General features: G+C 72.3%; 22 protein-coding genes. 9 read left to right on the forward strand and 13 right to left on the reverse strand.

All coding sequences use genetic code 11. The features are described from left to right. Nucleotides 1-14: 14 nt before the first annotated feature. The 3 genes from CF165_RS27430 to CF165_RS27440 are packed head-to-tail and all read right to left on the reverse strand — an operon-like array spanning nt 15 to nt 3,566. The gene (locus CF165_RS27430; RefSeq protein ID WP_093950451.1) at nt 15-836 is read right to left on the reverse strand and encodes an enoyl-CoA hydratase-related protein; all 822 of its coding nucleotides are present in this window, start codon (nt 834-836) and stop codon (nt 15-17) included. Continuing rightward, on the reverse strand, nt 833-2,065 hold the full coding sequence (locus CF165_RS27435; RefSeq protein WP_093950452.1) for an acyl-CoA dehydrogenase family protein: 1,233 nt from the start codon (nt 2,063-2,065) through the stop codon (nt 833-835). The genes CF165_RS27430 and CF165_RS27435 overlap by 4 nt, the downstream gene beginning before the upstream one ends. 37 nt (nt 2,066-2,102) lie before the next feature. Continuing rightward, on the reverse strand, nt 2,103-3,566 hold the full coding sequence (locus CF165_RS27440; protein WP_093950453.1) for a class I adenylate-forming enzyme family protein: 1,464 nt from the start codon (nt 3,564-3,566) through the stop codon (nt 2,103-2,105). A 59-nt stretch (nt 3,567-3,625) separates the two neighbouring features. Here CF165_RS27440 and CF165_RS27445 point away from each other — a divergent pair, with 59 nt between their 5' ends. The 5 genes from CF165_RS27445 to CF165_RS27465 are packed head-to-tail and all read left to right on the forward strand — an operon-like array spanning nt 3,626 to nt 8,380. Further along, on the forward strand, nt 3,626-4,456 hold the full coding sequence (locus CF165_RS27445; RefSeq protein WP_093950454.1) for an acyl-CoA thioesterase: 831 nt from the start codon (nt 3,626-3,628) through the stop codon (nt 4,454-4,456). 38 nt (nt 4,457-4,494) lie between these two features. Continuing rightward, complete coding sequence (locus CF165_RS27450) at nt 4,495-4,992, forward strand: MaoC family dehydratase (RefSeq protein WP_240521821.1); 498 nt, start codon at nt 4,495-4,497, stop codon at nt 4,990-4,992. Between the two features lies 1 nt (nt 4,993). Then, nucleotides 4,994-5,770, forward strand: coding sequence for an enoyl-CoA hydratase/isomerase family protein (locus CF165_RS27455; RefSeq protein ID WP_093950455.1), 777 nt, complete (start codon nt 4,994-4,996; stop codon nt 5,768-5,770). Nucleotides 5,771-5,789: 19 nt separating this feature from the next. Then, nucleotides 5,790-6,896, forward strand: a complete 1,107-nt coding sequence (locus tag CF165_RS27460; RefSeq protein ID WP_093950456.1) for an acyl-CoA dehydrogenase family protein — start codon at nt 5,790-5,792, stop codon at nt 6,894-6,896. A 26-nt stretch (nt 6,897-6,922) separates the two neighbouring features. Beyond that, nucleotides 6,923-8,380, forward strand: a complete 1,458-nt coding sequence (locus CF165_RS27465; protein WP_093950457.1) for an aldehyde dehydrogenase family protein — start codon at nt 6,923-6,925, stop codon at nt 8,378-8,380. Between the two features lie 15 nt (nt 8,381-8,395). Here CF165_RS27465 and CF165_RS27470 read toward each other — a convergent pair whose 3' ends face one another. Together CF165_RS27470 and CF165_RS27475 are read right to left on the reverse strand one after the other, a co-directional pair. Continuing rightward, nucleotides 8,396-9,544, reverse strand: a complete 1,149-nt coding sequence (locus CF165_RS27470; protein WP_093950458.1) for a CaiB/BaiF CoA transferase family protein — start codon at nt 9,542-9,544, stop codon at nt 8,396-8,398. Then, nucleotides 9,544-10,716 (reverse strand): thiolase family protein, encoded by a 1,173-nt coding sequence (locus CF165_RS27475; protein WP_093950459.1) that lies wholly within the window; start codon nt 10,714-10,716, stop codon nt 9,544-9,546. The genes CF165_RS27470 and CF165_RS27475 overlap by 1 nt, the downstream gene beginning before the upstream one ends. A gap of 97 nt (nt 10,717-10,813) precedes the next feature. Here CF165_RS27475 and CF165_RS27480 point away from each other — a divergent pair, with 97 nt between their 5' ends. From CF165_RS27480 to CF165_RS27490, 3 genes are read left to right on the forward strand one after another with little or no spacing between them, the layout of a single operon-like run. After that, nucleotides 10,814-11,788 (forward strand): NAD(P)H-dependent flavin oxidoreductase, encoded by a 975-nt coding sequence (locus tag CF165_RS27480; protein WP_093950460.1) that lies wholly within the window; start codon nt 10,814-10,816, stop codon nt 11,786-11,788. Next, nucleotides 11,785-12,609 (forward strand): N-acyl homoserine lactonase family protein, encoded by an 825-nt coding sequence (locus tag CF165_RS27485; RefSeq protein WP_093950461.1) that lies wholly within the window; start codon nt 11,785-11,787, stop codon nt 12,607-12,609. The genes CF165_RS27480 and CF165_RS27485 overlap by 4 nt, the downstream gene beginning before the upstream one ends. Further along, the gene (locus CF165_RS27490) at nt 12,606-13,466 is read left to right on the forward strand and encodes an NAD(P)-dependent oxidoreductase (protein WP_240521822.1); all 861 of its coding nucleotides are present in this window, start codon (nt 12,606-12,608) and stop codon (nt 13,464-13,466) included. The genes CF165_RS27485 and CF165_RS27490 overlap by 4 nt, the downstream gene beginning before the upstream one ends. Before the next feature lies 1 nt (nt 13,467). Here CF165_RS27490 and CF165_RS27495 read toward each other — a convergent pair whose 3' ends face one another. The 8 genes from CF165_RS27495 to CF165_RS27530 all read right to left on the reverse strand — a co-directional run bounded on the left by CF165_RS27495 (nt 13,468) and on the right by CF165_RS27530 (nt 22,496). Then, a complete protein-coding gene (locus tag CF165_RS27495) occupies nt 13,468-14,901 on the reverse strand; it encodes an NAD-dependent succinate-semialdehyde dehydrogenase (RefSeq protein ID WP_093950462.1) in 1,434 nt (477 codons plus the stop codon). A gap of 8 nt (nt 14,902-14,909) precedes the next feature. Further along, nucleotides 14,910-16,967 (reverse strand): acetate--CoA ligase family protein, encoded by a 2,058-nt coding sequence (locus CF165_RS27500; protein ID WP_093950463.1) that lies wholly within the window; start codon nt 16,965-16,967, stop codon nt 14,910-14,912. Then, entirely contained in the window at nt 16,964-18,112 is a 1,149-nt protein-coding gene (locus CF165_RS27505; RefSeq protein ID WP_093950464.1) for an acyl-CoA dehydrogenase family protein, read from the reverse strand. The genes CF165_RS27500 and CF165_RS27505 overlap by 4 nt, the downstream gene beginning before the upstream one ends. Beyond that, entirely contained in the window at nt 18,109-19,479 is a 1,371-nt protein-coding gene (locus tag CF165_RS27510; RefSeq protein ID WP_093950465.1) for an MmgE/PrpD family protein, read from the reverse strand. The genes CF165_RS27505 and CF165_RS27510 overlap by 4 nt, the downstream gene beginning before the upstream one ends. Before the next feature lie 71 nt (nt 19,480-19,550). Continuing rightward, nucleotides 19,551-20,432, reverse strand: coding sequence for an acyl-CoA thioesterase (locus CF165_RS27515; protein WP_093950466.1), 882 nt, complete (start codon nt 20,430-20,432; stop codon nt 19,551-19,553). Next, nucleotides 20,429-20,638 carry a hypothetical protein gene (locus tag CF165_RS27520; protein WP_093950467.1) on the reverse strand — a complete coding sequence of 70 codons (210 nt, stop codon included), beginning with the start codon at nt 20,636-20,638 and terminating at the stop codon, nt 20,429-20,431. Before CF165_RS27520 ends, CF165_RS27515 begins: the two co-directional genes overlap by 4 nt. Before the next feature lie 21 nt (nt 20,639-20,659). Beyond that, a complete protein-coding gene (locus tag CF165_RS27525; protein WP_093950468.1) occupies nt 20,660-21,784 on the reverse strand; it encodes an amidohydrolase family protein in 1,125 nt (374 codons plus the stop codon). A 109-nt stretch (nt 21,785-21,893) separates the two neighbouring features. Further along, nucleotides 21,894-22,496 (reverse strand): TetR/AcrR family transcriptional regulator, encoded by a 603-nt coding sequence (locus tag CF165_RS27530; protein WP_093950469.1) that lies wholly within the window; start codon nt 22,494-22,496, stop codon nt 21,894-21,896. Between the two features lie 157 nt (nt 22,497-22,653). Here CF165_RS27530 and CF165_RS27535 point away from each other — a divergent pair, with 157 nt between their 5' ends. After that, entirely contained in the window at nt 22,654-23,796 is a 1,143-nt protein-coding gene (locus CF165_RS27535) for an acyl-CoA dehydrogenase family protein (RefSeq protein ID WP_093950470.1), read from the forward strand. The last annotated feature ends 9 nt before the right edge of the window (nt 23,797-23,805 follow it).

The raw sequence follows: 23,805 nt of genomic DNA on the forward strand, positions 1-23,805 counted from the left end.
ACACTGTTACGCACTCACGACCCCGGCAGGGGATCGGGCTCGGCGGGCATGGCCGGATCCCACGGTGCGAACAGCGGCGGCCGCTTTTCGAGGAAGCTTTCGACGCCTTCCTTGAAGTCGGGGTGCCCGCGCAGGTGGCCCATCCAGAACCGGATCGCCGTCACGCGGGACTCCTCGAGCGAGCTCTCCCAGCTCGCGTAGACCTGCCGCTTGATGGTTCCCATGGCGACCGGGGAGCTGTTCGCCGCGAGCGTCTTCGCGTACTCGAGCGTCTTGGGCAGGAGCTCGCCGGCCGGGAAGACCCGGTCCGCCAGTCCCAGCGCGACGGCCTCGTCCCCGAGCACGACCCGGCCCGAGAGCAGCAGGTCCAGGGCGCGGGACGTGCCGATCAGCCGGGGGAGGGTCCAGGCCAGCCCGTGCTCGGCCATGATCCCGCGCTGGACGAACGCGGTGGTCAGCTTGGCGGTGGCCGAGACGAACCGCAGGTCGCAGTTGAGCGCGGCGATCAGGCCGATGCCGGCGCAGGCGCCGTTGATCGCGGCGATCACCGGTTTGGCGATGGTCGTCGGCGTGGTCATCGGCTGCCGGAGGTGGGGGTTGGTCGAGACGCCGGTGGCCACCTGGTCGGCGAGCGCGGCGGTGTCCATGCCCGGGCAGAAGCTGCGGCCCGCGCCGGTGACCACGACGACCCGGACGTCCGGGTCGGCCTCGGCGTCGCGAAGCCTTGCGTAGTAACGGTTTTCCAGCTCGACGGACCACGCGTTGTGCCGGTCCGGCCGGTTCAGGGTCAGCACCGCGACCCCGTCGGCCACGGTCCGGGTGACGATTTCGGTCATCGGGTGCTCCTGTCGGGCCGGGGTTCGCGGGGCATGCCCAGTGCCGTCTCGGCCAGGATGTTGCGCTGCACTTCCGAGGTGCCGGCGTAGATCGTGCCGGACACCGCGTGCAGCCACACCGTGGACCAGGACGCGGTCGAGTTCGGGGCACCGGGGTCGTCGGTGCGGTAGTGGCGCAGCGGGCCGCGGCCCGTCGGCACCATGGCCTCCGGGCCGAGGATGTCCATGGCCAATTCGGTCACCGCCCGGTGGTGCTCACTCCAGTACAGCTTGGACACCGACGCCTCGGTGCCGGTCGGCTCGCCCTTCAGCCACCGCGTGAGGACGCGGTTTCCCAGGTGCCGCATGATTTCGGCGCGGCTGTAGCAGCGGGCCAGCCGCTGCCGGACGACCGGGTCACCGTCGACGCCGCGTTCGCGCGCCAGCTCGATCAAGCGGTCGATCTCCGCGCGGAACATGATCGGGTTGGTGGCCGCCTCGTCGCCGCGCTCCAGCCCCAGCAGGCTCATCGCCACGGTCCAGCCGCCGCCGGCCTCGCCGACGACGTTGGCTTCGGCGGTGCGGACGCCGGTGAAGAAGACCTCGTTGAAGCCGGTGTCCCCGGTGATCATGGTGATCGGGCGGATGTCCACGCCGGGCTGGTCCAGCGGGACGAGCAGCATCGTGATGCCACGATGGCGGACGGCGGTGGGGTCGGTGCGGGCCAGCAGGAAGATCCAGTCCGCGCTGCGCGCCTGGGACGTCCATACCTTCTGCCCGTCGATGACCCATTCGCCGCCGGTCAGGACGGCGCGGGTGCGCAGGGCGGCCAGGTCGGAGCCGGCCCCGGGCTCGGAGAAGCCCTGGCACCACCGGTCCTCGCCGCTGATGATGCGCGGCAGGAAGTACCGTTTCTGCTCCTCGGTGCCGTGCCGCAGCAGCAGGTTGCCGATCATCTTTATGCCGAAGACGTCCTGCGAGCCGCTCGCCGGCAGGCCGGCCGCGGCCAGTTCCTCGACGAGGACCACCTGCCGCAGCCGGTCCAGCCCGCCACCGCCGTACTCCACCGGCCAGGCGGGCGCCAGGTAGCCGTGCTCGGCCAGCACCCGGCGCCACTGCTCGACGAACGCCTTGGCTTCCTCGGTGTCCAGCGCGCCGAGGCCTCGCCAGTCCGGGGGCACGTTGGCGGCGATGAACGCCCGCACTTCTTCCCGGAAGCCCTGCACCTCGGGTGGGTAGCTCAGGTCCATGCACGCCTCCGTCAGAACAATGAGATAAATAAGTTTACTATATGGACCGTGGAAGCGGGAGGTCCCGCCGCCGGACCTTGCCGTTCGGGTTGCGGGGGAGGGCGGCGACGAACTCCCAGCGTTCGGGCACCTTGAAGCCGGCCAGTGTCGTCCGCGCGAAGGCGCGCAGCTCGGCCGGTTCGGGTGGGGCCGACGGGTCGCGGGGCACGATGAACGCCATCACGGCCTCGCCGACCCGCTCGTCGGGCACACCGATCACGGCGGCTTCCTCGACGGCGTCGTGCCGGGCGAGCGTCTGCTCGACCTCGAGGGGATGGACGTTCTCGCCGCCGCGGATGATCATGTCGCCCTTGCGGCCCACCAGGTGTACATAGCCGCGCTCGTCGAACCGGCCGAGGTCGCCCGTGCGCAGCCAACCGTCGGCGCCGGGGGCGAAGAGGTGGGCGCCGCGCGCCCAGACCTCGCCGACGCCGGTCTCGTCCGGCTCGTGGACGATCAGCTCGACCTCCTCGACTGGGCGGCCGACCGAGTCGAGCAGCTCCTCGTCGCCCGCTGCCGCGCGCTCGTGGTCCTCCGGCGACAGGCAGGTCAGGGGCGCGCCTTCGGTCTGCCCGAAGAGGTTCACGAACGCGACGCCGGGCATCGCGGTGAGTGCCCGGCGCAGGGTGGCGGGGTGGATCGGGGACGCGCCGTACTGCAGCAGGCGCAGGCTGGGCAACGCGAAGGCGTCCGCGCGCAGCAGCATCTCGATCATCGCCGGGACGGCTTGGGCGTGGGTGACGCCCAGGTGTTCCAGGCTCCGCCAGGCGTCGACGGTGAACCGGGGGAACGCGACGATCTCGGCACCGGCGGCCAATGCGACGGCGAAGGCGCCGAGTCCGCCGATGTGGTGGAACGGCGAACTCGCGCTGTAGACGCTGCCGGCGTCCAGCCGTGTCAGCCGGGCGTTGACGACCGCCCGGGCGCCGAGCCGGTCCTGGCGGACGTCGACCCGCCGGGGCTGTCCGGTGGTGCCGGAGGTGTGCAGCACGAACGCGGTCTGCTCACCCGCGGCGGTCAGCGCGGGCGCGTCCGCACGCGGGAGGTCGCCGACCACCACGGATTTCCGGCCGCACCGCCGCGCCAGGGCGTGACCGACGTCGGCCGAGCCGGGCTCGCTCAGCAGGACCGGGGAGTCGAGGTCCGCCACGCAGTCCGCGAGTTCGGCGAGGGTGAGCCGGGGCGACAGCGGGGCGAGCGGTCGCTCGGTCGCCGCGCCCGCGACGACCATCGCCATCGCCTCGGGCCGGGTCGTCATCAGCGCCGGGACGACGGTTCCCGGCGGGCAGCCTGCCTGGTCGAGCAGGGCCGCCGCGCCGCCGATCCGCCGGGTCAGCTCGGCGCCCGTCCAGCGGGTGCCGGGGTGGTCGGCGGCGGTGAGCAACACGCGGTCACGGCCGGTTTCCAGTGCCTGTGCCACAAGATCGATCCACACCGGCGTCCCGGACGTTCGCATCGTCATCCCGTCCTCCGCACGTAGGGAGCTATATTATCTATATCAGTTAACTGATTGGAGGCCAAGTGAACGGATCACTCACGGATCGGCTGGTGCTGCTGGCGGACCTGCAGCGGGTCGATGTGGACCTCTTCACCGCACTGCCGTCCGGCGAGCCGGCCCGGATGTTCGGCGGCGAGGCCGCCGCGCGGGCGTTGGCGGCCGCGCAGCTCACCGTCTCCGCCGACCGGGCGGTGCACGTGACGCAGGCGACCTACCTGCGGCCCGGCGATCCCTCGGAGCCGCTGTGGATCCGCGTCGACCGGATGCGCGACGGACGCGCCTTCTCCCTGCGGCGGGTCGACATCGAGCAGTCGGGCAAGGTGATCTTCACGGCGATGTTCTCGTTCCACTGCGGCGCCACGGCGTTCGAGCACCACGACCCGATGCCGCGGGTCCCGGCGCCGGAGGAGCTCGGCGGCCTGGCGGGCTGGACCGAGGCGCAGGCGGTGTGGCCCCGCTGGCTGGCCGGTGATCGGTCGCTGGACCTGCGGCCGGTGCCGGACCGCGGCCGGGACTCCGCCGGAACCCGGGCGCTGTGGTACCGCGCGACCGCCCCGGTGCCGGACGATCCCGCGTTGCACGCCTGTTTGTGGCTCTACGCCAGCGACCTGACGCTGGTCGCCTCCATCCGGCTGCCGCACGAACGGACGGCACGCAAGACCTGGCTGATGACCACGCTGAACCACACGGTCTGGTTCCACCGGCCGTTCCGGGTGGACGAGTGGCACCTGGTGGTGCAGCGCTCGCCGCGTGCAGGCGGCGGTCGTGGCCTCGCGCAGGCCCAGGTCTTCACCCGCGGAGGCGAACTCGTGTCCAGTCTCGCGCAAGAGGGGCTCGCGTCAGCGATCCAGTGAGGGTATAAAGAGTAAAATAGGTTAGCTATTTAAGGGAGATGGACGTGACCGACGAGGGCGAAGCACCCCTGCTGGCCGCCGGGCTGACCTGGGACAGGATGCCGGTGGGCGGGGTCTTCCGGACCTCGGCCCGCACCATCACCGAGACGGACCTGGTCAACTTCGTCGCGCTCGGCGGGTTCACCGAGCCGCTGTTCTACGACGCCGGGCACGCGAAGGCGGGCGGCTACTCGGGCCGGCTGGTCCCGGGCGGGCTGGTCTACATGTTCGCCGAGGGCCTGGTCCTGCAGACCAACGCGCTGCACGGCACCGGGCTGGCCCTCGTCCACCTGGATTTCGACATCGCGGAGCCCACCTACGTCGGCGACACGCTGCACGTCGTGGTCCGGACGATCGAGTCGCGCCCGTCCAGCAAGCCGGGGCGCGGGGTCGTCACCAGCCGCTGTTCCATCCGGAACCAGCGCGGCGAGGAAGTCGCGGTGTACCGGCCGGTCCGGATCATCCGCGGCGCCGACTTCGCCGAGACGGAGGCGTGAAATGGCCGACGACGCCGTCCTGGTCACGGCCGACGGGCCGGTCCGGGTGCTGACCCTCAACCGGCCGGACTCGCTCAACGCGTTCGACGCCGAGCTGCACCACGCGCTGCCCCGGGTGCTGGCCGACCTGAGCCTCGACCGCGAGGCCCGTGCGGTCGTGCTGACCGGCGCCGGCCGGGCGTTCAGCGCGGGCGGCGACCTGGAGACGTTCGAACGGCACGCGAACGACCTGGAAGAACGGCGGCGGACCCTGCGCGTCGGCCGCCGCCTGTTCGACGAGCTGGTCGGCCTGCACCTGCCGGTGGTCGCGGCGGTCAACGGCCCGGCCGTCGGCCTGGGTGCGACGCTGGTGACCGCCTGCGACATGGTCTTCATCGCCGAGCACGCCTTCCTCGCCGATCCGCACGTCACGGTGGCGCTGGTCGCCGGGGACGGCGCCGCGGCGACCTGGCCCTTGAACGTCAGCCTGTTGCGCGCCAAGGAGTTCCTGCTGACCGGGGACCGGGTGCCCGCCGCGGTCGCCGTCGAGATCGGCCTCGCCAACCGCGTCGTGCCCGCCGAGTCGCTGATGACGGAGGCGCTCGCGTTCGCCCACCGGCTCGCCGCGCTGCCCCCGCAGGCGGTCCAGGACACCAAGGCCGTGCTCAACCAGTGGGTGCGGCAGGCCGCGGTCTCGGTGCTCGGCTACGGGCTGGCCGCCGAGAGCCAGTCGCACGACACCGCGGAGTTCCGCGCCGTTCCCGAGGCGTTCCGTGCGCGGTCCGCCCGCAAGCCCTGAGACGACCGGGAGGTCAGCGGTGCGGTTCGCGCTGGACAAGGAGCAGGAGGACCTGCGCTCGGTCGTGCGGGACTTCCTGACGGACTTCTCGCCGGAGCCGGTGGTGCGGCGCCTGATGGCCGACGACCGGGGCCACGACAGTCCGATGTGGACGAAGATGTGCGGCGAGCTGGGGCTCGCCGGGCTGGCGGTGCCGGAGGAGTACGGCGGCGCCGGCTACACCTTCGTGGAGCTCGGCATCGTGCTGGAGGAGCTGGGCCGGGCCCTGACGGTGACCCCGTTCCTCGCCTCGGTGGTCATGGCCACGACGCTGCTGCTGGCCACGGACGACGAGGAGGCGAAACGCGACTACCTGCCCGCGCTGGCCGAGGGTCGCCGGATCGGCACGGTCGCCTTGGCCGAAGACAGCGGGCACTGGACGCGCGAAGGTGTCGCCATGCAGGCCCGGCTGTCCGGGGCTGGATGGGTCCTCGACGGGCACAAGTCCTTTGTGCTCGACCTGATGAGCGCGGACCTCGTGCTGGTGGTCGCGCGGGTCGGTGCGGAGGTTGGCGTGTTCGCCGTGGAGCCCGGGGCCGCGGGGTTCGAGCGTGAGCCGCTGCCCGTGCTGGACCAGACTCGCAAGCAGGGCAGGCTGACCTGCGCCGCCACTCCGGCCCGCCTGATCGCCGGTGGGTGGGCGGCCGTGGACCGGATGCTGGACCTGACCGCCGTCGCGGTGAGCGCGGAGATGCTCGGTGGCGCGCAGCGGACGCTCGAGATGGCGGTGTCCTACGCCGGGGTGCGGGAGCAGTTCGGCCGGCCGATCGGCTCGTTCCAGGCGATCAAGCACAAGTGCGCCACCATGCTGATGGAGGTCGAGGCCACCCGGGCCGCCGTCTACTACGCGCTGTGGGCCGCCGCGACGCAGGCACCGGACCTCCCGGCGGTGGCGAGCCTGACCAAGGCGTTCTGCTCCGACGCCTACCAGTTCACGGCGGGGGAGAACATCCAGATCCACGGTGGGATCGGCTACACCTGGGAACATCCCGCCCACCTGTACTTCAAGAGAGCGAAGAACAGCGCCCTGTTCCTCGGCGGCGCGGACCACCATCGCGAACAGCTCGCCCAGCGCATCGGCATCTGAGCCGATCCGAAGTCCGGAGGAAACCCATGACACCCGAGGGACGGCTGTACATCGACGGGGAGTTCCGTGAGGCGGCGGGCGGAGGACGGTTCGAGGTCCTGAACCCGGCCGACGAGTCACTCGTCGGCACCGCGGCCGACGGGCAGTCCGAGGACGTCGCCGCCGCGGTCGGCGCCGCCCGCCGGGCCGCCGACGAGACGTCGTGGCCCACCGATCACGCCTTCCGCGAGCACGTCCTGCGCCAGTTGCAGGAGGCGCTGCGCGAGGAACGCGCGGCGGCCGCGTCGATCCAGATCGCCGAAGCCGGTACCCCGGTGTCGAACATCGCCGCGCACATCGACGTGATGATCGAGGACATGTCGTTCTTCAACGACCTGATCGGGCGCTTCCCGTGGGAGCGCGGCTTCGGCCCGCACCAGGGCGTCGGACCGCTGAGCAACCGGCACGTCCGCTACGAGCCGTACGGGGTCGTCGGGGCGATCACGCCGTGGAACGCGCCGTTCATGACCGATCTGTGGAAGATCCAGCACGCGCTGGCCACCGGCAACACGATCGTGCTCAAGACGGCGCCGGACACGCCGTTGACCGGCGCGTTCATCGCGAGGGTCGCGCACGAGCGGACCGACCTGCCGCCCGGCGTGCTGAACGTGATCAGCTCGCGGGACAAGGCGATCGCCGGGGAGGCGCTGACCGGTGACCAGCGGGTGGACATGTACCACTTCACCGGCTCGCCCGCCGTCGGGCAGCGGATCTACGAGCGCGGCGCGGTCGGCATCCGCAAGGTCTGCCTGGAGCTGGGCGGCAAGTCCGCCAACATCATCCTCGACGACGCCGACCTCGCGGTCGCGATGCCGATGACCGTCGGCATGTGCATGTCGAACAGCGGGCAGGGCTGCGCGCTCGCGACCCGGCTGGTCGTCCACGCGTCGCGCTACGACGAGGTACTCGACGCGCTGACCGCCGCGGTCGGCGCGCTGCCCTGGGGCGACCCCACGGATCCGGCCACCTTCGTCGGGCCGATCATCAACGCCGCCCAGCTCGCCCGGATGGAAGGGCTGGTGGACCGGGCGCGCGACGCGGGCGCGCGGGTCCTGGTCGGCGGCCGCCGCGGCGACTCGCCGAGGGGCTTCTGGTACGAGCCGACAGTGGTCGCCGACGTCGACGAGAACGCCGAACTGGCGCAGACCGAGGTCTTCGGTCCGGTGTTGACCGTGGTGCGTTACGACGGAGACGACGACGAAGCGGTGCGGGTCGCCAACAATTCCCGCTACGGGTTGTCGTCCTACATCCAGACCCGGGACCCGGAGCGGGCCCTGCGGCTGGCGCACCGCATGAAGGCGGGGACCGTCAACGTCGGCCCGTCGTTCTACCTGTCGCCGGACACGCCGTTCGGTGGCTACGGCATCAGCGGCGTCGGCCGCGAGCACGGCGAGGACGGCTTCCGCGAGTACCTCCAGGCCAAGACCATCGCGACGCCGGCCTGACCGGATACCGGGTGTTCAGCCGGGCTCGGCGCCGATGACCCCTTCGGCCCGCAGTCCGGCGATCTCGGTCGCCCCCAACCCCCAGTCGCGCAGCGCCTCTCCTGATCCTTCGCCCGGGCGCGGCGGCGGACCCGCGATCGCGCCCGGCGTGCGCTCCAGCCGGGGTGCCGGCGCCGGCTGGACCACGCCGAACGCCGTCGTGAACACCTCCCGGGCCTGGTTGTGCGGGTGGACGGTCGCCTCGGTCAGGCTCAGCACCGGCGTCACACACGCGTCGGTGCCGTCGAACTCCTTCTCCCACTCGTCGCGGGTGCGGGTGCGCAGGACACCCGCGATCAGCTCGCGCAGCGCCGCCCGCTGCGCCGGGTCGTCGCGGTTCGGCACCGAATGCGGATCGAGACCGAGCCGCTCCAGGAACTCCGCGTAGAACCGCGGCTCGGCGGCGGCGACCGCCACGAACCGGCCGTCCGCGGTTTCGTGGACGTCGTAGTGCGGGGAGCCGCCGTCGGAAAAGTTGACGCCCACCTCGTCCACCCAGCGGTCCTGGGCGAGGAAGCCGTGCACCATCGCCGTGAGCGAGGCGACCCCGTCGACCATCGCCGCGTCGATCACCTGGCCGAGGCCGGAGCGGGACCGCTCCAGCAGGGCGCAGACGACGCCGAACGCCAGCATCAGCCCGCCACCCCCGAAGTCGGCCACCAGACCCGGCGGAGTGGCCGGGGGCTGCCCGCGCCGCGAGAACAGGCGCAGGGCACCCGACAGCGCGAGGTAGTTGAGGTCGTGCCCGGCAGACGCGGCCAACGGGCCGTCCTGGCCCCAGCCGGTCATCCGGCCGTAGACCAGGCGCGGATTGCGGTCCCGGCACACCTCGGGCCCGAGGCCGAGCCGCTCCATGACGCCGGGCCGGAACCCCTCGACGAGCACGTCGGCGCGCTCGGCCAGCCGCAGGACCGCCTCCGCGCCACCGGGGGCCTTCAGGTCCACGACCACCGATCGGCGACCCCGGTTGAGCACGGCCTTGGCCGGGTCACCCGCGAGCGTGGACACCGGCCGGTCGACGCGGAGCACGTCGGCACCCATGTCGGCAAGCATCATGGCCGCGTAGGGCGCCGGGCCGAGCGCGGCGATCTCCAGAACGCGGATCCCGTCGAGCGGTCCGGGCATCAGCCGAGCCGTTCGATCAGCGTGCCGGTGCCGAGGCCGCCGCCGCAGCACATGGTGATCAGCGCGCGCCGGGCGCCGGTGCGCTCCAGCTCGTGCAGCGCCTTGGTGAGCAGGATCCCGCCGGTGCCGCCCAGGGGGTGGCCGAGCGCGATCGCGCCGCCGTTGGGGTTGACGCGGGCGGGGTCCATGCCGGTCTCGCGCTGCCAGGCGAGCACCACCGACGCGAACGCCTCGTTGATCTCGACCAGGTCGATGTCGTCGAGGGTGAGCCCGGTGCGCTCCAGCAGGCGGCGCGTGGCCGGGATCGGCCCGGTCAGCATCAGCTCGGGATCGCTGCCCACCAGCACGGAGTCCACGATCCGCGCGCGGGGCCGCAGCCCCAGCTGCTCGGCGCGCTCCTCGGTCATCATGAGCACCGCGGAGGCGCCGTCGGCGATCTGCGACGACGATCCCGCCGTGTGGCGGGCCGGGGTGCGGCCGGGCAGGTTGGGCTTGAGCGTGCCCAGCACCTCCAGGCTCGTCGGGCGCGGGCACTCGTCGGTGTCGAAGGTCGTCGTGCCGGTCTTGACGCCGTGCTCGTCGGTGACCGGCACGGTGATCGGCACGATCTGGTCGCGGAAGCGGCCCCCGGCGATCGCGCGCGCCGCCCGTTGCTGGGACTGCGTCGCGAAGGCGTCCAGCGCGGTGCGATCGATGTCCCAGCGCTCGGCGATCCGCTCGGCCGCCTCGAACTGGGTGGTGGCCTCCCAGTGCTCGACGTACCGGCCGCCGCGGCTGTCGCCGAGCTCGGTGATCGAGCTGGATCCCATCGGCACCTGGCTCATCGATTCGACGCCGCACGCGACAGCGATGTCCACCAGGCCGCCGGCCACCAGCCCGTGGGCCAGGGTGGTCGCCTGCTGGGACGACCCGCACTGGACGGTCACCGTGCTGGCCGGGACCTCCAGCGGCAGGCCTGCCCCCAGCCAGGCGTTGCGGGCGACGTTGCCGCCCTGCTGGCCCACCTGGCCGACGCACCCGCCGACGACCTGGCCGACCAGGGCCGGGTCCAGGCCGGTCCGGTCGAAGAGCGCGGCGAGCACGTCGCCCAGCAGTTCGGGGGCGCGGTAGCCGGACAGGGTGCCGCGCCGCTTCCCGACCGCCGACCGGACCGCTTCGACGATGACGACCACCGGGCACCTCCGTGGGTTCGAGTACTTGAGGTAGATGATAGCAATCAGATTAACTATCTAACTGATAGAGTGGAAGCACTGCCGGAGAGGAAGACCGATGATCGAGACGCGCTTCACGGAGGTATTCGGCATCCGCCACCCGATCGTGCAGGGCGGGATGCAGTGGGTGGGCACCGCGCCGCTCGTCGCCGCCGTCGCGAACGCCGGTGCCCTCGGGCTGATCACCGCGCTCACCCAGCCCACTCCCGAGGAACTCCTCCGCGAGATCGGGCGCTGCCGCGATCTGACCGATCAGCCGTTCGGCGTCAACCTGACGATCCTGCCGAGCATCAAGCCGCCGCCCTACGCGGAGTACCGCGCCGCCATCATCGAATCCGGCGTGCGGATCGTGGAGACCGCCGGCTCCAACCCGGCCCCGCACCTGCCGCACTTCCGCGAGGCGGGGGTCAAGGTGCTGCACAAGTGCACGAGCGTGCGGCACGCCGTGAAAGCGCAGGCCGTCGGCGTCGACGGCGTCAGCATCGACGGGTTCGAATGCGGCGGCCACCCCGGCGAGGACGATATCCCCGGCCTCGTGCTGATCCCGGCGGCGGCCCGCCGCCTGGACATCCCGGTGATCGCTTCAGGCGGCTTCGCCGACGGCCGCGGGCTGGTCGCGGCGCTCGCGCTCGGCGCGGACGGCATCAACATGGGCACCCGCTTCCTGTGCACGGCCGAGGCCCCGGTGCACGACCGCGTCAAACAGGCCATTGTGGACAATGACGAGCGGAACACCGAGCTGATCTTCCGCCCGCTGCGCAACACCGCCCGGGTGGCGCGCAACAAGGTCAGCGTCGAAGTGGTGCGGATGCTGGACGAAGGTGCGGAGTTCGCCGACATCCGGGAGCTGGTCGCCGGGGTGCGCGGCCGGGAGGTCTTCCGCACCGGTGACCTCGACGCCGGGATCTGGACGGCCGGCTGCGCCCAGGGCCTGATCGACGACATCCCCACGGTGGGGGAGCTGGTCGACCGGATCATCGACGAGGCCGAAAAGCTGATGGAAGCCGGCTTGCCCGCGCTGGTGTCCCGATGACCACGCCGGATTGGCGGGTCTTCGCCATCCGCTACGCCGAGCGCGACGGGGTGTCGGCCGACGAAGTCTTCCTCCACGCCACGCCGTCCGACGAGCCGCGCGCGATGGCCTACTACATCTGGCTGGTCACCGGCCCGGCCGGGGCGTTCCTGGTCGACACCGGCTTCGGCTGCGAGGTGGCTCGGCTGCGCGACCGGGAAGACTGCCTGCGCGGAGATCCCCTGGACGCCGTGCGCGCGCTGGGCGTCTCACCCGAAGAACTGTCCGATGTGGTGCTCACCCACCTGCACTTCGACCACTGCGGCGAGCTGGACCGGTTTCCCCGGGCCCGGTTCTGGCTGCAGCAGCGGGAAATGGCCTTCTGGACGGGTCCGAACGCGCAACGCCCCTCGTTCCGCCGGGTCGTGATGAGCCAGGACATCACCGCCGTGGCCGCCCTGAACCTCGACGGCCGTGTCCGGTGGGTCGACGGCGATGTCACGGTCGCGCCGGGGCTGTCGCTGCACCGCGTCGGCGGGCACACCGCGGGCATGCAGGTGGTGCGGGTGGTGACCGGGCACGGCGTCGTCGTGCTGGCCTCCGACGCCGCCCACTACTACGCCAACCTCGCCACGGACCGGCCGTACTCGGCGCTGGAGTCGGTCAGCGGTGCGCACGCGGCGTTCGACCGGCTGCACGAGCTGGCCGGCCCGGCGGCGCACATCGTGCCGGGCCACGACCCGGCCGTCCTGACGCGCTACCCCGTGGCCGGCCCGCACCTGGCCGGAACCGCGGTCGAGCTGACCGCGGGCCCCCTCGAACCCGAAGTGGAGAAACCATGATCCGGACAGCGGTGGTCGGCCTGGGCACGATGGGCGGCGCGGTCGCCCGGCGGTTGCTCGCCGAAGGGTTCCCCACGCTCGTCCACGACGTCGATCCGGCCGCCGTGGCCCGGCTCGTCGAGCTGGGCGCGACCGCCTGCTCGCCGGAGGAAGCGGGCGCGGCCGACGTGATCATCACCAGCTTGCCCAACGACCGGATCGTCACCGACGTGGTGATCGGGAGCGGCGTGCTGAAGAGCTGGGCGGGGCGCGTCCTGGTGGAGCTGAGCACGACCTTGCCGGACACGGTGAAAGCGATCGCGGAGGCCGCCCGGCCGCACGGGGTCGCGGTGGTCGACTGCCCGGTCAGCGGCGGCCCCGGGGAAGCCCTCGGCGGCAAGCTCGTCCAGCTCGTCGGGGCGGACGCCGACGCGCTCGAACGAGCCCGCCCGGTCTTGGCGGCGCTCGGCACGATCGAACACGTCGGCGCGGTCGGCCACGGCAAGACGGTGAAGCTGCTCAACAACCTGATGGCGATGGGCAGCATCGTGGTGGCCGCAGAGGCGTTCACCCTCGGCGTCCGGCTCGGGCTGGACCGGCACGAGCTGTTCGACGTGCTCAGCCGCTCCGGCGGGCGTTCGTTCCACTTCCTCAAGCGGTGGCCCTACGCCCTCGCCGACGACTACCACGCCCGGTTCGCGGTGTCGCTGGGGGAAAAGGACATCCGGCTCGGGCTGGAACTGGCCCACCAGAGCGACTACGTGACTCCGGTGGCCAGCATCGTGCACCAGATCTTCGAGATGGCGCGGGCCAAGGGCCTCGGCAACGAAGACGTCGTCGCCGTGCTCAAGGTGTACCAGGAGTGGGCCGGGCAGTAACTCAGCTGCGGCTCACGTACTTGATCCGCTGGAAGCCGCGCAGGCCCTCGGCGCCGCCCTCGGTGCCGACGCCGCTGAGGTGGAACCCACCGAACGGGGTTTCCGGCAGGGACGGGCGCCAGCTGTTGAGCGCCACCGACCCGGCTTCCAGCTCGCCGGCGATGCGGGCCGCCGCGCGGGAGTCGTGGGTCCACGCGTAGGACGCCAGCCCGAAGGGGAGCCGGTTGGCTTCGGCCAGTGCTGCGTCGAGGTCGTCGAACGGGGTCACGGTCTTGAGCGGGCCGAACGGCTCGACCGAACCCGCGAGCGAGTCCGGCGGCACCGACGTCAGCACGGTGGGGGCGAAGAACCACCCGGTGTCGCCGATCCGCTCGCCGCCGGTCTCCACCACGGCGCCACGGGCGCGGGCGTCGGCGGTCATTTCGGTCAGGGCTTGGAGCCGCCGTTCGGTCGCGACGGGTCCCATTTGGACACCGTCGGCGAGCCCGTCGCCGACCTTGCGGGCGCGGACCGCGTCGACGAACGCGGTCAGGAACCGGTCGTAGACGTCGGCGTGGACGAGGAACCGGGTCGGGGAAGTACAAACCTGGCCGGAGTTGCGGTAGCAGGCGGGCACGGCCGAGCGCGCGACCGTCTCCACGTCGGCGTCGGCGAGCACCAGCACCGGGGCGTGCCCGCCGAGTTCCATGGTCATCCGGGTCATCGACGGCGCGCCCAGCGCGTGGAGCTCGGCGCCGACGGCGGTGGAGCCGGTGAAGGTGACCGCTTGCACGACCGGCGAGGTCATCAGGTGCCGCCCGATCATCGGCGGATCGCCGAAGACCACGTTCAGCACGCCGTCGGGCAGCCCGGCTTCCTGCAGGGCCGCCGCCATCATCAGCGCCGCCGTCGGGGTCTCTTCGGCCGGTTTGAGGATCATCGAGCAGCCGGCGGCCAAGGCGCCGCCGATCTTGCGCGACGGGGTCACGGCGGGTGCGTTCCACGGCGCGAACGCGGCCACCACGCCGACGGGCTCGACGACGGTGTGCTGAAGGGTGTCCGGGTCGCGGGCCGGGATGACCCGGCCGTAGCCGCGCCGGGCCTCTTCGGCCGCCCACTCGAGGTGCTCGGCGGCCAGCAGTACCTCGGCGCGGGACTCGGCCAGCGGCTTGCCCAGCTCCAGCGTGATGACCATGGCGACGTCACCGGCCCGCTCGCGGATCAGCCGGGCGCCCTCGCGCAGCACGCGGCTCCGCTCGACCGGCGACGTCCGGCGCCAGCCGGGGAACGCCCGGCGCGCCGCGTCCAGTGCCTCGTCGAGATCCTCGATGGTGGCGACGGGCAGTTCGGTGAGGATTTCGCCGGTGGCCGGGTTCTCGACCGGCCGGGTCGCCCGCCCGGAACCGCGGGTCCAGCGGCCGTCGACGAGCATCCGGGGTCCGGGGTGCGAAATCATGGTTCTCCTCAGGGACGTTCGAACAGCCGCACGACGGCGTCGAGGGCGACCACGCCTTCGCCCGCCGGGCGCACGAGCACGGGATTGATCTCGGCCTCGGCGACGTCGGCGCGACCGGCCAGCTCCGACACGGCCACGACCAGCCGGGCCAGCGCGTCGAGGTCGCCGGGCTGCGCTCCACGGTGGCCCCGCAGCGATGCGATGCCCTTCACCTCGGCGAGCATCCGGCGCACGGTGTCGAGGTCGACCGGCGCCGGCCGGAGGCTGCGGTCGGCGTAGACCTCGGTGAGCACGCCGCCGGCGGCGACCAGCACCAACGGCCCCACGGCCGGGTCGACGCGGTACCCGACGAGCACCTCGCCGAGCCCGTTCGCCATCGACTGCACGAGCACTTCGGAGATCTCGACGCCTCCGCGTCCGGCCACCGCGGCCCGGATCTCGCGGGCTGCTTCACCGACTCCCGCTGGTGTCTCCACCCCCAGCACCACGCCGCCGACGTCACTCTTGTGCCCGAGCGCGGGGGAGAGTGCCTTGACCGCGACCGGGAACTGCAGCCCGGTCGTTTCGACGTCGTCGACGGGCACCACCCGATGTGGTGCGGCGACGACACCCAGCTCGGCCAGCACCGCGTAGGACGCGGCCTCGTCGAGCGGACGCGTCGGTCCGGGCTCGGCGGGTGGAGCGGGCGGCACCGCGCGCGGGGGACGGCGGCCGAGCGCCGCGGCGACCGCGTCGGCGCACGATTCCGGGGTGCGGAACGCGGGCACCCCGGCGTCGGCGAGCATGGCCAGCGCCTCCGGCGCGTGCGGAACCAGGAACGCCGCCAGCCCGCCGCGGTCGGCGCGGTCGACGATCGGGCGGACCGCGACTTCGGGTTCGAACCGGGCCGACGACCCGACCACCGCGACGACGAGGTCGAACTCGCCGCTGGCGTGCAGGACGTCCAGCGCCGCGGCCATCACGGCGTAGCGGGTACCGGCCAGCGTCAGGTCGACGATCGCCCCGGGCGCGGCCGGTGCGCCCGCCTCGGCGAGCCGGGCCAGGGTGGCCGGGGTCGGCCCGGCCACTTCCACGCCGAGCACGCCCAGCTGGTCGACGACCATCGCGGCGCCGCCCCCGGTGGTCGTGACCACGCCGACCCGCGGGGTCGTCCCGGTGCGCACCGGTGTCCTGGCGAGCAGCGGGAGTCCTTCCAGCAGGCCGTCGAGGGTGTGCGCGCGGGCGATTCCGCAGTCGGCGAGGAAGGCCGCGGCCACGTCGTCCTCGCCCGCGAGCGAACCCGTGTGCGAAACCGCCAGCTCCGCCGCGGCACGGGAGCGGCCGAGTTTGTAGGCCAGCACCGGTTTCCCGAGCGCGGCCGCTTCGCGGGCGAAGGCGCGCAGGCGGTCGGCGTGCCGCAGGTTTTCCAGGAACAGCAGGAAGCCGGTGACGTCCGGATCGGCCACCGCCGCGCCGCAGATCTCGCCGATCCCGAGGTCCACCTCGCTGCCGACGGACACCAGGTGGGAGAAGGCCGCGCCGCACGCGGCACCGCGGGACAGCAGCGCGCCGATGAGGCTGCCGGAGTGCGAGGCGACGAAGATCCCGCCGCGCGGGAGGTCCGGCTCGGCGAAGGCCGCGTTGGCGGTGAGCGTCAGCCCGGTGCGGGTGTTGACCAGGCCGAGGCTGCTCGGCCCGACGACGCGGATCCCGGATTCCGCGGCCACGGCGGCGAGTTCCCGCTGCCGGGCGGCGCCCTCCGGTCCGGCCTCGGCGAACCCGCCGGACAGGACGGTCACCACCGGCACGCCCAGCCGCCCGCACTGGCGGACGGCCTCGACGGTGGCCGCCGTCGGCGTCATGAGGAACGCGTGGTCGGGCACCTCGGGCAGGGCGTCGAGCGACGCGAACGCCTGCTCGCCGTCGATGGTGCCGGCCCGGCGGTTGACCGGGTAGACGGCGCCGGCGAACCCGCTGCGCCGCAGGAAGCGCAACGGCCGCGAGGACGCCTTGGCCGGGTCCGCGGACGCGCCGACCAGTGCCACGCTGCGCGGCGTGAACAGGGCGGCGGCGAGGTCGGCCGTCACTTCGGGGCCCGCTGGCTGAACCGGCGGCCCAGCACGTCCTCGGCGATCCGGTTGCGCAGGACTTCGAGGGAGCCGCCGGCGATCATCCAGCCCCGCGTGCGCCGGAAGCAGTACTCGACCAGCGTCTCGGTGCTGTAGCCCATCGCCCCCATCACCTGCAGGGCCTGGTCGGCGGCCTGGAACCCGGCCTGGTTGGCGGCCAGCTTGGCGACCGAGGTCTCGTAGGCCGACGGCAACCCCTGTGCGGCGTTGGCCGCGGCCCGGTCCAGGAGCAGCTGCGCGCCGTCGAGGGCCACCGCCATGTCGGCGAACTTCCACTGGATGCCCTGGAAGTCCGCGAGGGTGCGGCCGAACTGCTCGCGCTGGAGGACGTGATCGCGGGCGATGGTGAACGCCAGCCTGCCGAGGGTGAGCGAGCGGGCCGCGTTGCCGAGGCGCTCGACGTTGAACCCGCTGATCTGCTTCTTGAAGCCACCCGGCCCGAGCAGCACGTTCTCCGCTGGGATGCGGCAGCCGTCGAAGTACAGCGGCGCCCATTGCTCGCCGCTCATGTACTCCGACGGCTTGCCGATCTCCAGGCCGGGGGTACCGCGTTCGACCAGGACGGAACCGATGCCGCCGACCCCAGGGCCGAAGCGGACGTAGACGAGGAACACGTTCGCCTCGACGCTGTGGGTCGACCAGATCTTGGTGCCGTCGACGACGTAGGAATCGCCGTCCCGCTCGGCGGTCGTGGCCAGGTCGGTGACCGCCGAGCCCGCCTCGGGTTCGCTCATCGCCAGCCCGAGCAGCGACTTCCCGGCGAGGAAACCGGGCAGGAACCGCGTCTTCTGGTCGTCGGTCGCGTACTCGGCGAAGGTCCTGAGCGCGCCGAAGTTGCCCGCCTGGACGACGTCGGCGCTCTTCGGGCACACGAGACCGATCTCCTGGATCGCGAGCACCGCGTCGAGCAGGGTGGCGCCCTGGCCGCCGTCCTCCTCTGGCACGGTGAGCCCCAGCAAGCCTTGCTGCGCGAGCAGTTCCGCGACCTCCCACGGGTAGCCGGGGGCGTGTGCTCGTTCGAGGGCGCCGTCGGCCAGCCGGTCGCGGGCGAACGCCCGGACAGACTCGGCGAACGCCGTCCGGTCCTCGGTGCTGGTCGTCATCGGGACTTCCCTTCCTGCTCGTCCGAAAGCTCGGACAGGACGTCGGCGACGTCGTCGAACGCCCACACGGCCGCGGCCGTCCGCGCCGCGCGGTCCGGCCCGAGGACGGGATCGGCGAGCAGCCGGAACTTGGCGGTGAGTTCGTCGTCGTCCAGGGGCCGGCTCGGCTCGCCCCGGGGCTGGCCGACCTCCCGGCACAGCGGGGGCCGTCCGGCGCGGTGGACCGTGACGCGGGCCGGGCGCTCGGCCGGGTAGCGGGCGTCCAAATCGGCCTCGGCCACGACCTCGACCAGCCCGGCGAGCTCGGCCACGGCGGGGGAGGCGCGGTGTGCCGCATCGAACTGCGCCAGGCCGGCCTGTCCGTCGAGTAGGGTCACCGCCACGGCGTAGGGCAGGCTCATCTGCGCGTCGAGGTGACTCTCGAAGTTCGTGTGCGCGTGGGCCGCCGCGACCGAGTAGGTCTCGACGCGCACCGCCGTCACGCCGCCGAGGTCGTGCTCGGCGCGCAGGTCCAGCAGCGCGTCGATCGGGCCGTGCAGGTGGCGGCAGCAGGCGTGGACCTTGACGTAGGTGTCCCGCAACGCCCACTGCTCGCCGAGTCCGTCGAGCAGGTCGGCCGGGCGCCACGCGCCGCCGGCGAACGCGCGGAAGTAGCCGTTGGTGCCTTCCAGCACGGTGGCCGGGCCGGTGACGCCGAGCCGGGCGAAGTGGGCGGACAGCAGGCCGTCCCGGGCCGCCTTCCCGGCGTGCAGCCGCTTGACCTCGGCTCCGCTGCCCAGGAACTCGAACAGGCCGCCGGAGTGCGAGCCCGCGACGCCCAGCGCCGAGGCGACTTCCGCGCGGTCGAGGCCGAGCACCACCGACACGCCCGCCGCGGCGCCGAGGACCCCGGCCAGTGCGGTGTTGTGGAACCCCGCCTCGCGCGTCGCCGGGTGGGCGCACCGGGCGACCCGGCAGGTCACCTCCACGGCCGCGGCGACCGCGCGCAGCACCGTTTCGGCGGTGGCGCCGGTGTGCTGCGCCGCCGCCAGGACGGCGGGCACGGCCGGCGCGCTCGGGTGCACCGAGCCGGGGGTGTAGCCGTCGTCGATGTCGAGGGCGTGCGCGGCGGTGCCGTTGGCCAGCGCCGCACCGGCGGCCGACGCCCGGCCGCCGCCGATCACCGTGGCGTGGTCGCCGGGATACATCCCGGCCACGAGGTCGCGGACGGCCCCGGCCACTTCCGTCGTCGAACCGGCGACCGCGGCGCCCAGGCAGTCCAGCACCAGCCGTCTGACCTGATGAGCGACGGCGACGTCCACAGTCGCCGTCTGCATGCCGTGCACCCATTCGGCGAGCTGCGCCGTCGCACCCGAACCGTCTTGCACTCGAAGGCCGCCCTCAACTAAAGAGTCAATTTATCTAACTATATAGCAGAGGAGTGGCAACCGGAAGCGGTCTACCGTGGACGGACGCGGACCAGGCCTTCCTGGACCGCGCTGGCCACGTGCCGGCCGTCGCGGTCGAAGAAGCGGCCGCGGGCCAGTCCGCGGCCGCCGCCGGCGGTCGGGGAGTCCTGGTCGAACAGCAGCCAGTCGTCCACCCGGAACGGCCGGTGGAACCAGACCGCGTGATCCAGGCTCGCCATGGCGACCTGGCTGTCGTGCTCGCCGAAGGGCTCCAGCCGGTGGGCGGAGGTGACGCCGCTGAGCAGCGTCAGGTCGCTGGCGTAGGTCAGCAGGCAGGCGTGCAGCAGGGGATCGTCACCGACGACGTCGGCCGCCCGCAGCCAGACCTGCGTGCTGCGTTCCGGTTCCGGGCCGGCTTGCCAGGCGCCCGCTCGGCGCAGGTCGAACGGCAGCATGTTGGGCGGGGTGTCCCGCCCCGCGCGCAGGAACGCCTCCTGCGACGTCGGTAGCGACTCCGGCGGCGGCGCGGCCGGCATGGTGTCCTGGTGGGTCAGCCCCGGCTCGTCGGCGTGGAAGCTCGCCGACATCGTGAAGATCGTCTCGCCGTTCTGCAGCGCGTCCACCCGGCGGGTGGTGAACGACCGGCCGTCCCGGATCCGGCCGACCCGGTAGACGATCGGGCTCGCGGGCCGGCCCGGCCGCACGAAGTAGCCGTGCAGGCTGTGCACCGGCCGGTTCCCGACGACGGTGCGTCCGGCGGCCACCAGGGCCTGCCCGGCGACCTGGCCGCCGAACACCCGCAGCGTGGACCGGCGCGGGCTCCGCCCGCGGAACAGGTCCACCTCGAGGTGCTCCAGGTCGAGGATCTCGCCGGTCAGCTCGAGCAACGCGGCGTGCGCGGGCCGGTCCGTCCACGCGGACGTGCCGGTCACGGGGCCGAGCCGGTGTGCGCGCGGGCCAGCCGCAACCCCTCCTGGCGGCTGGGCGCGACCACTTCCCACCGATCGCAGGAGCACGCGCACACGTAGGAGCCGTCCTCCAGCGGGATCACGGACTGGGCCACGCAATGGCCCGACTTCTCGGCCACCTCGTGCAGGAACTCGGTCGGGGAGTCGTACAGGACGTTGTCGTCACTCATCTCGCGGCGCTCCCTTGCGCCTCAGGCCGCGGCCGGCAGCGGCGGCACGCCGGGGAACAGCTCGGTGAAGGCACCGACGGTGATGCGGTGCCGGACCTCCGGGGCCACGTCGTCGAACAGGTGGTGCAACGTCTCCTGCGTGTGCCCGTAGGTGCCTTCCATGTGGGGGTAGTCGCTGCCCCACAGGACGTTCCGGTAGCCCATCGCGGTGCACGCGGCGATCGCCGACTCGTCGTGCTGGAAGGAGGCGTACACCTGCGAGTAGATGATTTCCTTCGGGGACCGCTTGAGCTTGGGCCGGACGGCCATCGCGTGCTGGCGGTAGCCCTCCTCCATCCGGTCCGCGACGAACGGCACCCAGGTGGCCCCGCCCTCGGACACCAGCACCCGCAGGTCCGGGTGGCGGTCCAAGGCGCCGGAGGCGACGAGCTTCATCACGGCACGCTGACCGCCGAACGTCGTCTCGGTGTAGTTCAGCACCGCGCCGCCGGGCCCGCGGTAGACCACGCCGGACGCGCCGCCCTTGGACAGGTCGATGGGATCGGTGCCGATGTGGAAAGCGAGGACGAGGTTCGCCCGTTCCGCCGCCGTCCAGAAGGGTTCCCAGGCGTCCTGGTTGTAGTCCTTCTGCAGCGGGTGCGGGGCGACCGGGAGGTAGACGGCGCGGTAGCCCATCTCGGCGACGCGTTCGAGCTCGGTCACCGCGTCGTCGATGTCCAAGGTGGACACCTGCGCCGTGGCGACCAGCCGGGGCGAGAAGTCCTCGATGGCGTCCCAGGCCCAGTCGTTGCTGACCTTGAGCGCCTCGCGCAGGACTTCCGGGGTGCGGAACGACGAGCTCCACATGCCCAGCGACGGGAAGACCAGCTCCGCCCAGATGCCCTCGTTGTCCAGATCGACCATCCGCTTGGCGAGGTCGCGTGCGCCCGGCGCCCGGTGCGTCGCCTCGAGGAACTCCTTGTTGCGCCCGGTGGGCAGCTTGCGGCGGAACGACATGCCGTCGATGTGGACGGTCTCCCACTCGCCGTCGGGGTCGCGCTCGGCCCGCGGGACGAGCTCGGCCAGCCGCGCCGGCAGGTTCTCCCGCCAGAGCTCCTCGGGCTCGAGGAAGTGCGAGTCGCCGGAGTTCGCCCAGATCTTCTCCATCGGAAATCCTTCTTCCTGCCCGGCGTGCCGGTCGAGTGAAAATGACGTTTTCAGTAGAGTCCTTGGAAGCCAGGCTGTCAACACCCGGGATGTGACGGCTTCGGCCGCGTCAGCCGCCGGCAGTCTCCGCGTCGCGCGCCCCAAGGGCACGCAGCGCGAAGCCGGTCAGCAGCTCGGCCGTCTCGTTCGGAGTGACGGCGCCGGATCCGGAGATCTGCTCGTCGAAGGCGTGCTGGATCGCGGCGCGGATCCAGCCGGCGTCCGAGGACGGCTGGGCCAGGGGGAACGTGCCGTCGGCTCGTCCTCGCTCCAGGAGGGCGACGAGCTCGCCCTGCACGAGCGCGTGGTAGCGCTGGCGCTCGGCGGTGAAGCCCTTGGCGCGGGCGATCTCCTCGGACGACATCACCAGCACGCGCTGCCGTCGGCGCGGATCGGCGGTGATCCGCAGCATGGCCTGCACGAACGCGCGCAGGGCGGCGGCGGGCGAGTCGGCGGCCGCGGCGCGGCGGAGCCGGGCGGCCACCTGGTCGGAGTCCTGCCGGAAGAGGGCGAGCAGCAGCTCGTCCTTGGAGGCGAAGTGCCGGTAGAACGCGCGCGTCGACAGCTCGGCGGCCTGCAGAACGTCGTTCACCGACAGGCTCGCGCCGCCGGTGGACACGAGGGTGCGGTAGGCGGCGTCCACGAGCCGGTCACGTTCCGACGACTGATCCACACACCTCTCCCTCGTCGAGCCCGGCGTCCAGGGTAGAGCAGAGGATCACCCGGTGCCCGTGGACCTTGACAGCGGGCACTATAGTTCAATTAGTTAACTACTTATTCTTGGTGACCCGCACACGACGGCCGGCCAGGCCGGGACGAGGAGTCGGCCGATGCGCCGGATGATCTTCGCGGAAGAGCACGAGCTGTTCCGCCGAACCTGCCGGACGTACTTCGAGAAGGAGTGCGTCCCCTTCGTCGACGAGTGGGAGGCGGCCGGCCACGTGAGCCGGGAGGCGTGGCTGAAGGCTGGCGAACAGGGCCTGCTCGGCTGGGAGGTGCCCGAGGAGTTCGGCGGCTCCGGCGTCAGCGACTTCCGGTTCAACGCCGTCCTCACCGAGGAGTACTGGGCCAGCGGCTCGGTGGGGATCGGGCTCGGCCTGCAGAACGACATCATGGCGCCGTACCTGATCGAGCTGACGACGCCGGAGCAGCGGCGGCGGTGGCTGCCCGGGTTCTGCTCGGGCGAGATCATCACCGCGATCGCGATGTCCGAGCCCGGAGCCGGCTCCGACGTCCGCGGCCTGCGCACCACGGCCCGGCGCGAGGGCGATGAATACGTGATCAACGGGACCAAGACGTTCATCTCCAACGGGCTCCTGGCCGACCTGGTCATGGTCGCGTGCAAGACCGATCCGGCGGCCGGGCACCGCGGCATCAGCCTGATCGCCGTGGAGGCCGGCACGCCCGGCTTCTCCCGGGGACGCAAGCTGGACAAGATCGGCCAGCGCTCGGCCGACACCGCCGAGCTGATCTTCACCGACGTGCGGGTGCCGGTGGACAACCTCATCGGCGAGGAGAACCGGGGCTTCTACCACCTGATGCGGAACCTGCCGAAGGAACGGCTCGGCATCGCCGTGCACGCCGTCGCCAGCGCGCAGCGGGCCTACGAGATCACTCTCGCCTACGCCGGCGACCGGGAAGCGTTCGGCCAGCCGATCGGGAAGTTCCAGGTGAACCGCCACGCGCTGGCGGAGATGCGCACCAAGATCGACGTGATGCGGACCTACCTCGACCAGTGCGTCCTCGCCGTCAACGCGGGGGAGCTGACCGCCGAGGAGGCCGCCGGGGCGAAGTGGTGGACCACGGAGACGCAGTGGGAGATCCTCGACCGCTGCCTCCAGCTGCACGGCGGGTACGGCTACGTCAACGAGTACGAGATCGCCCGGCTGTGGCGCGACGCCCGGGTGCAGCGGCTCTACGGCGGGACCACCGAGATCATGAAGGACCTGATCGGCCGGTCACTGGGGATGTGAAGCCGCCGT

Source organism: Amycolatopsis vastitatis (assembly GCF_002234595.1).
GTDB classification, from domain to species: Bacteria; Actinomycetota; Actinomycetes; order Mycobacteriales; family Pseudonocardiaceae; genus Amycolatopsis; species Amycolatopsis vastitatis.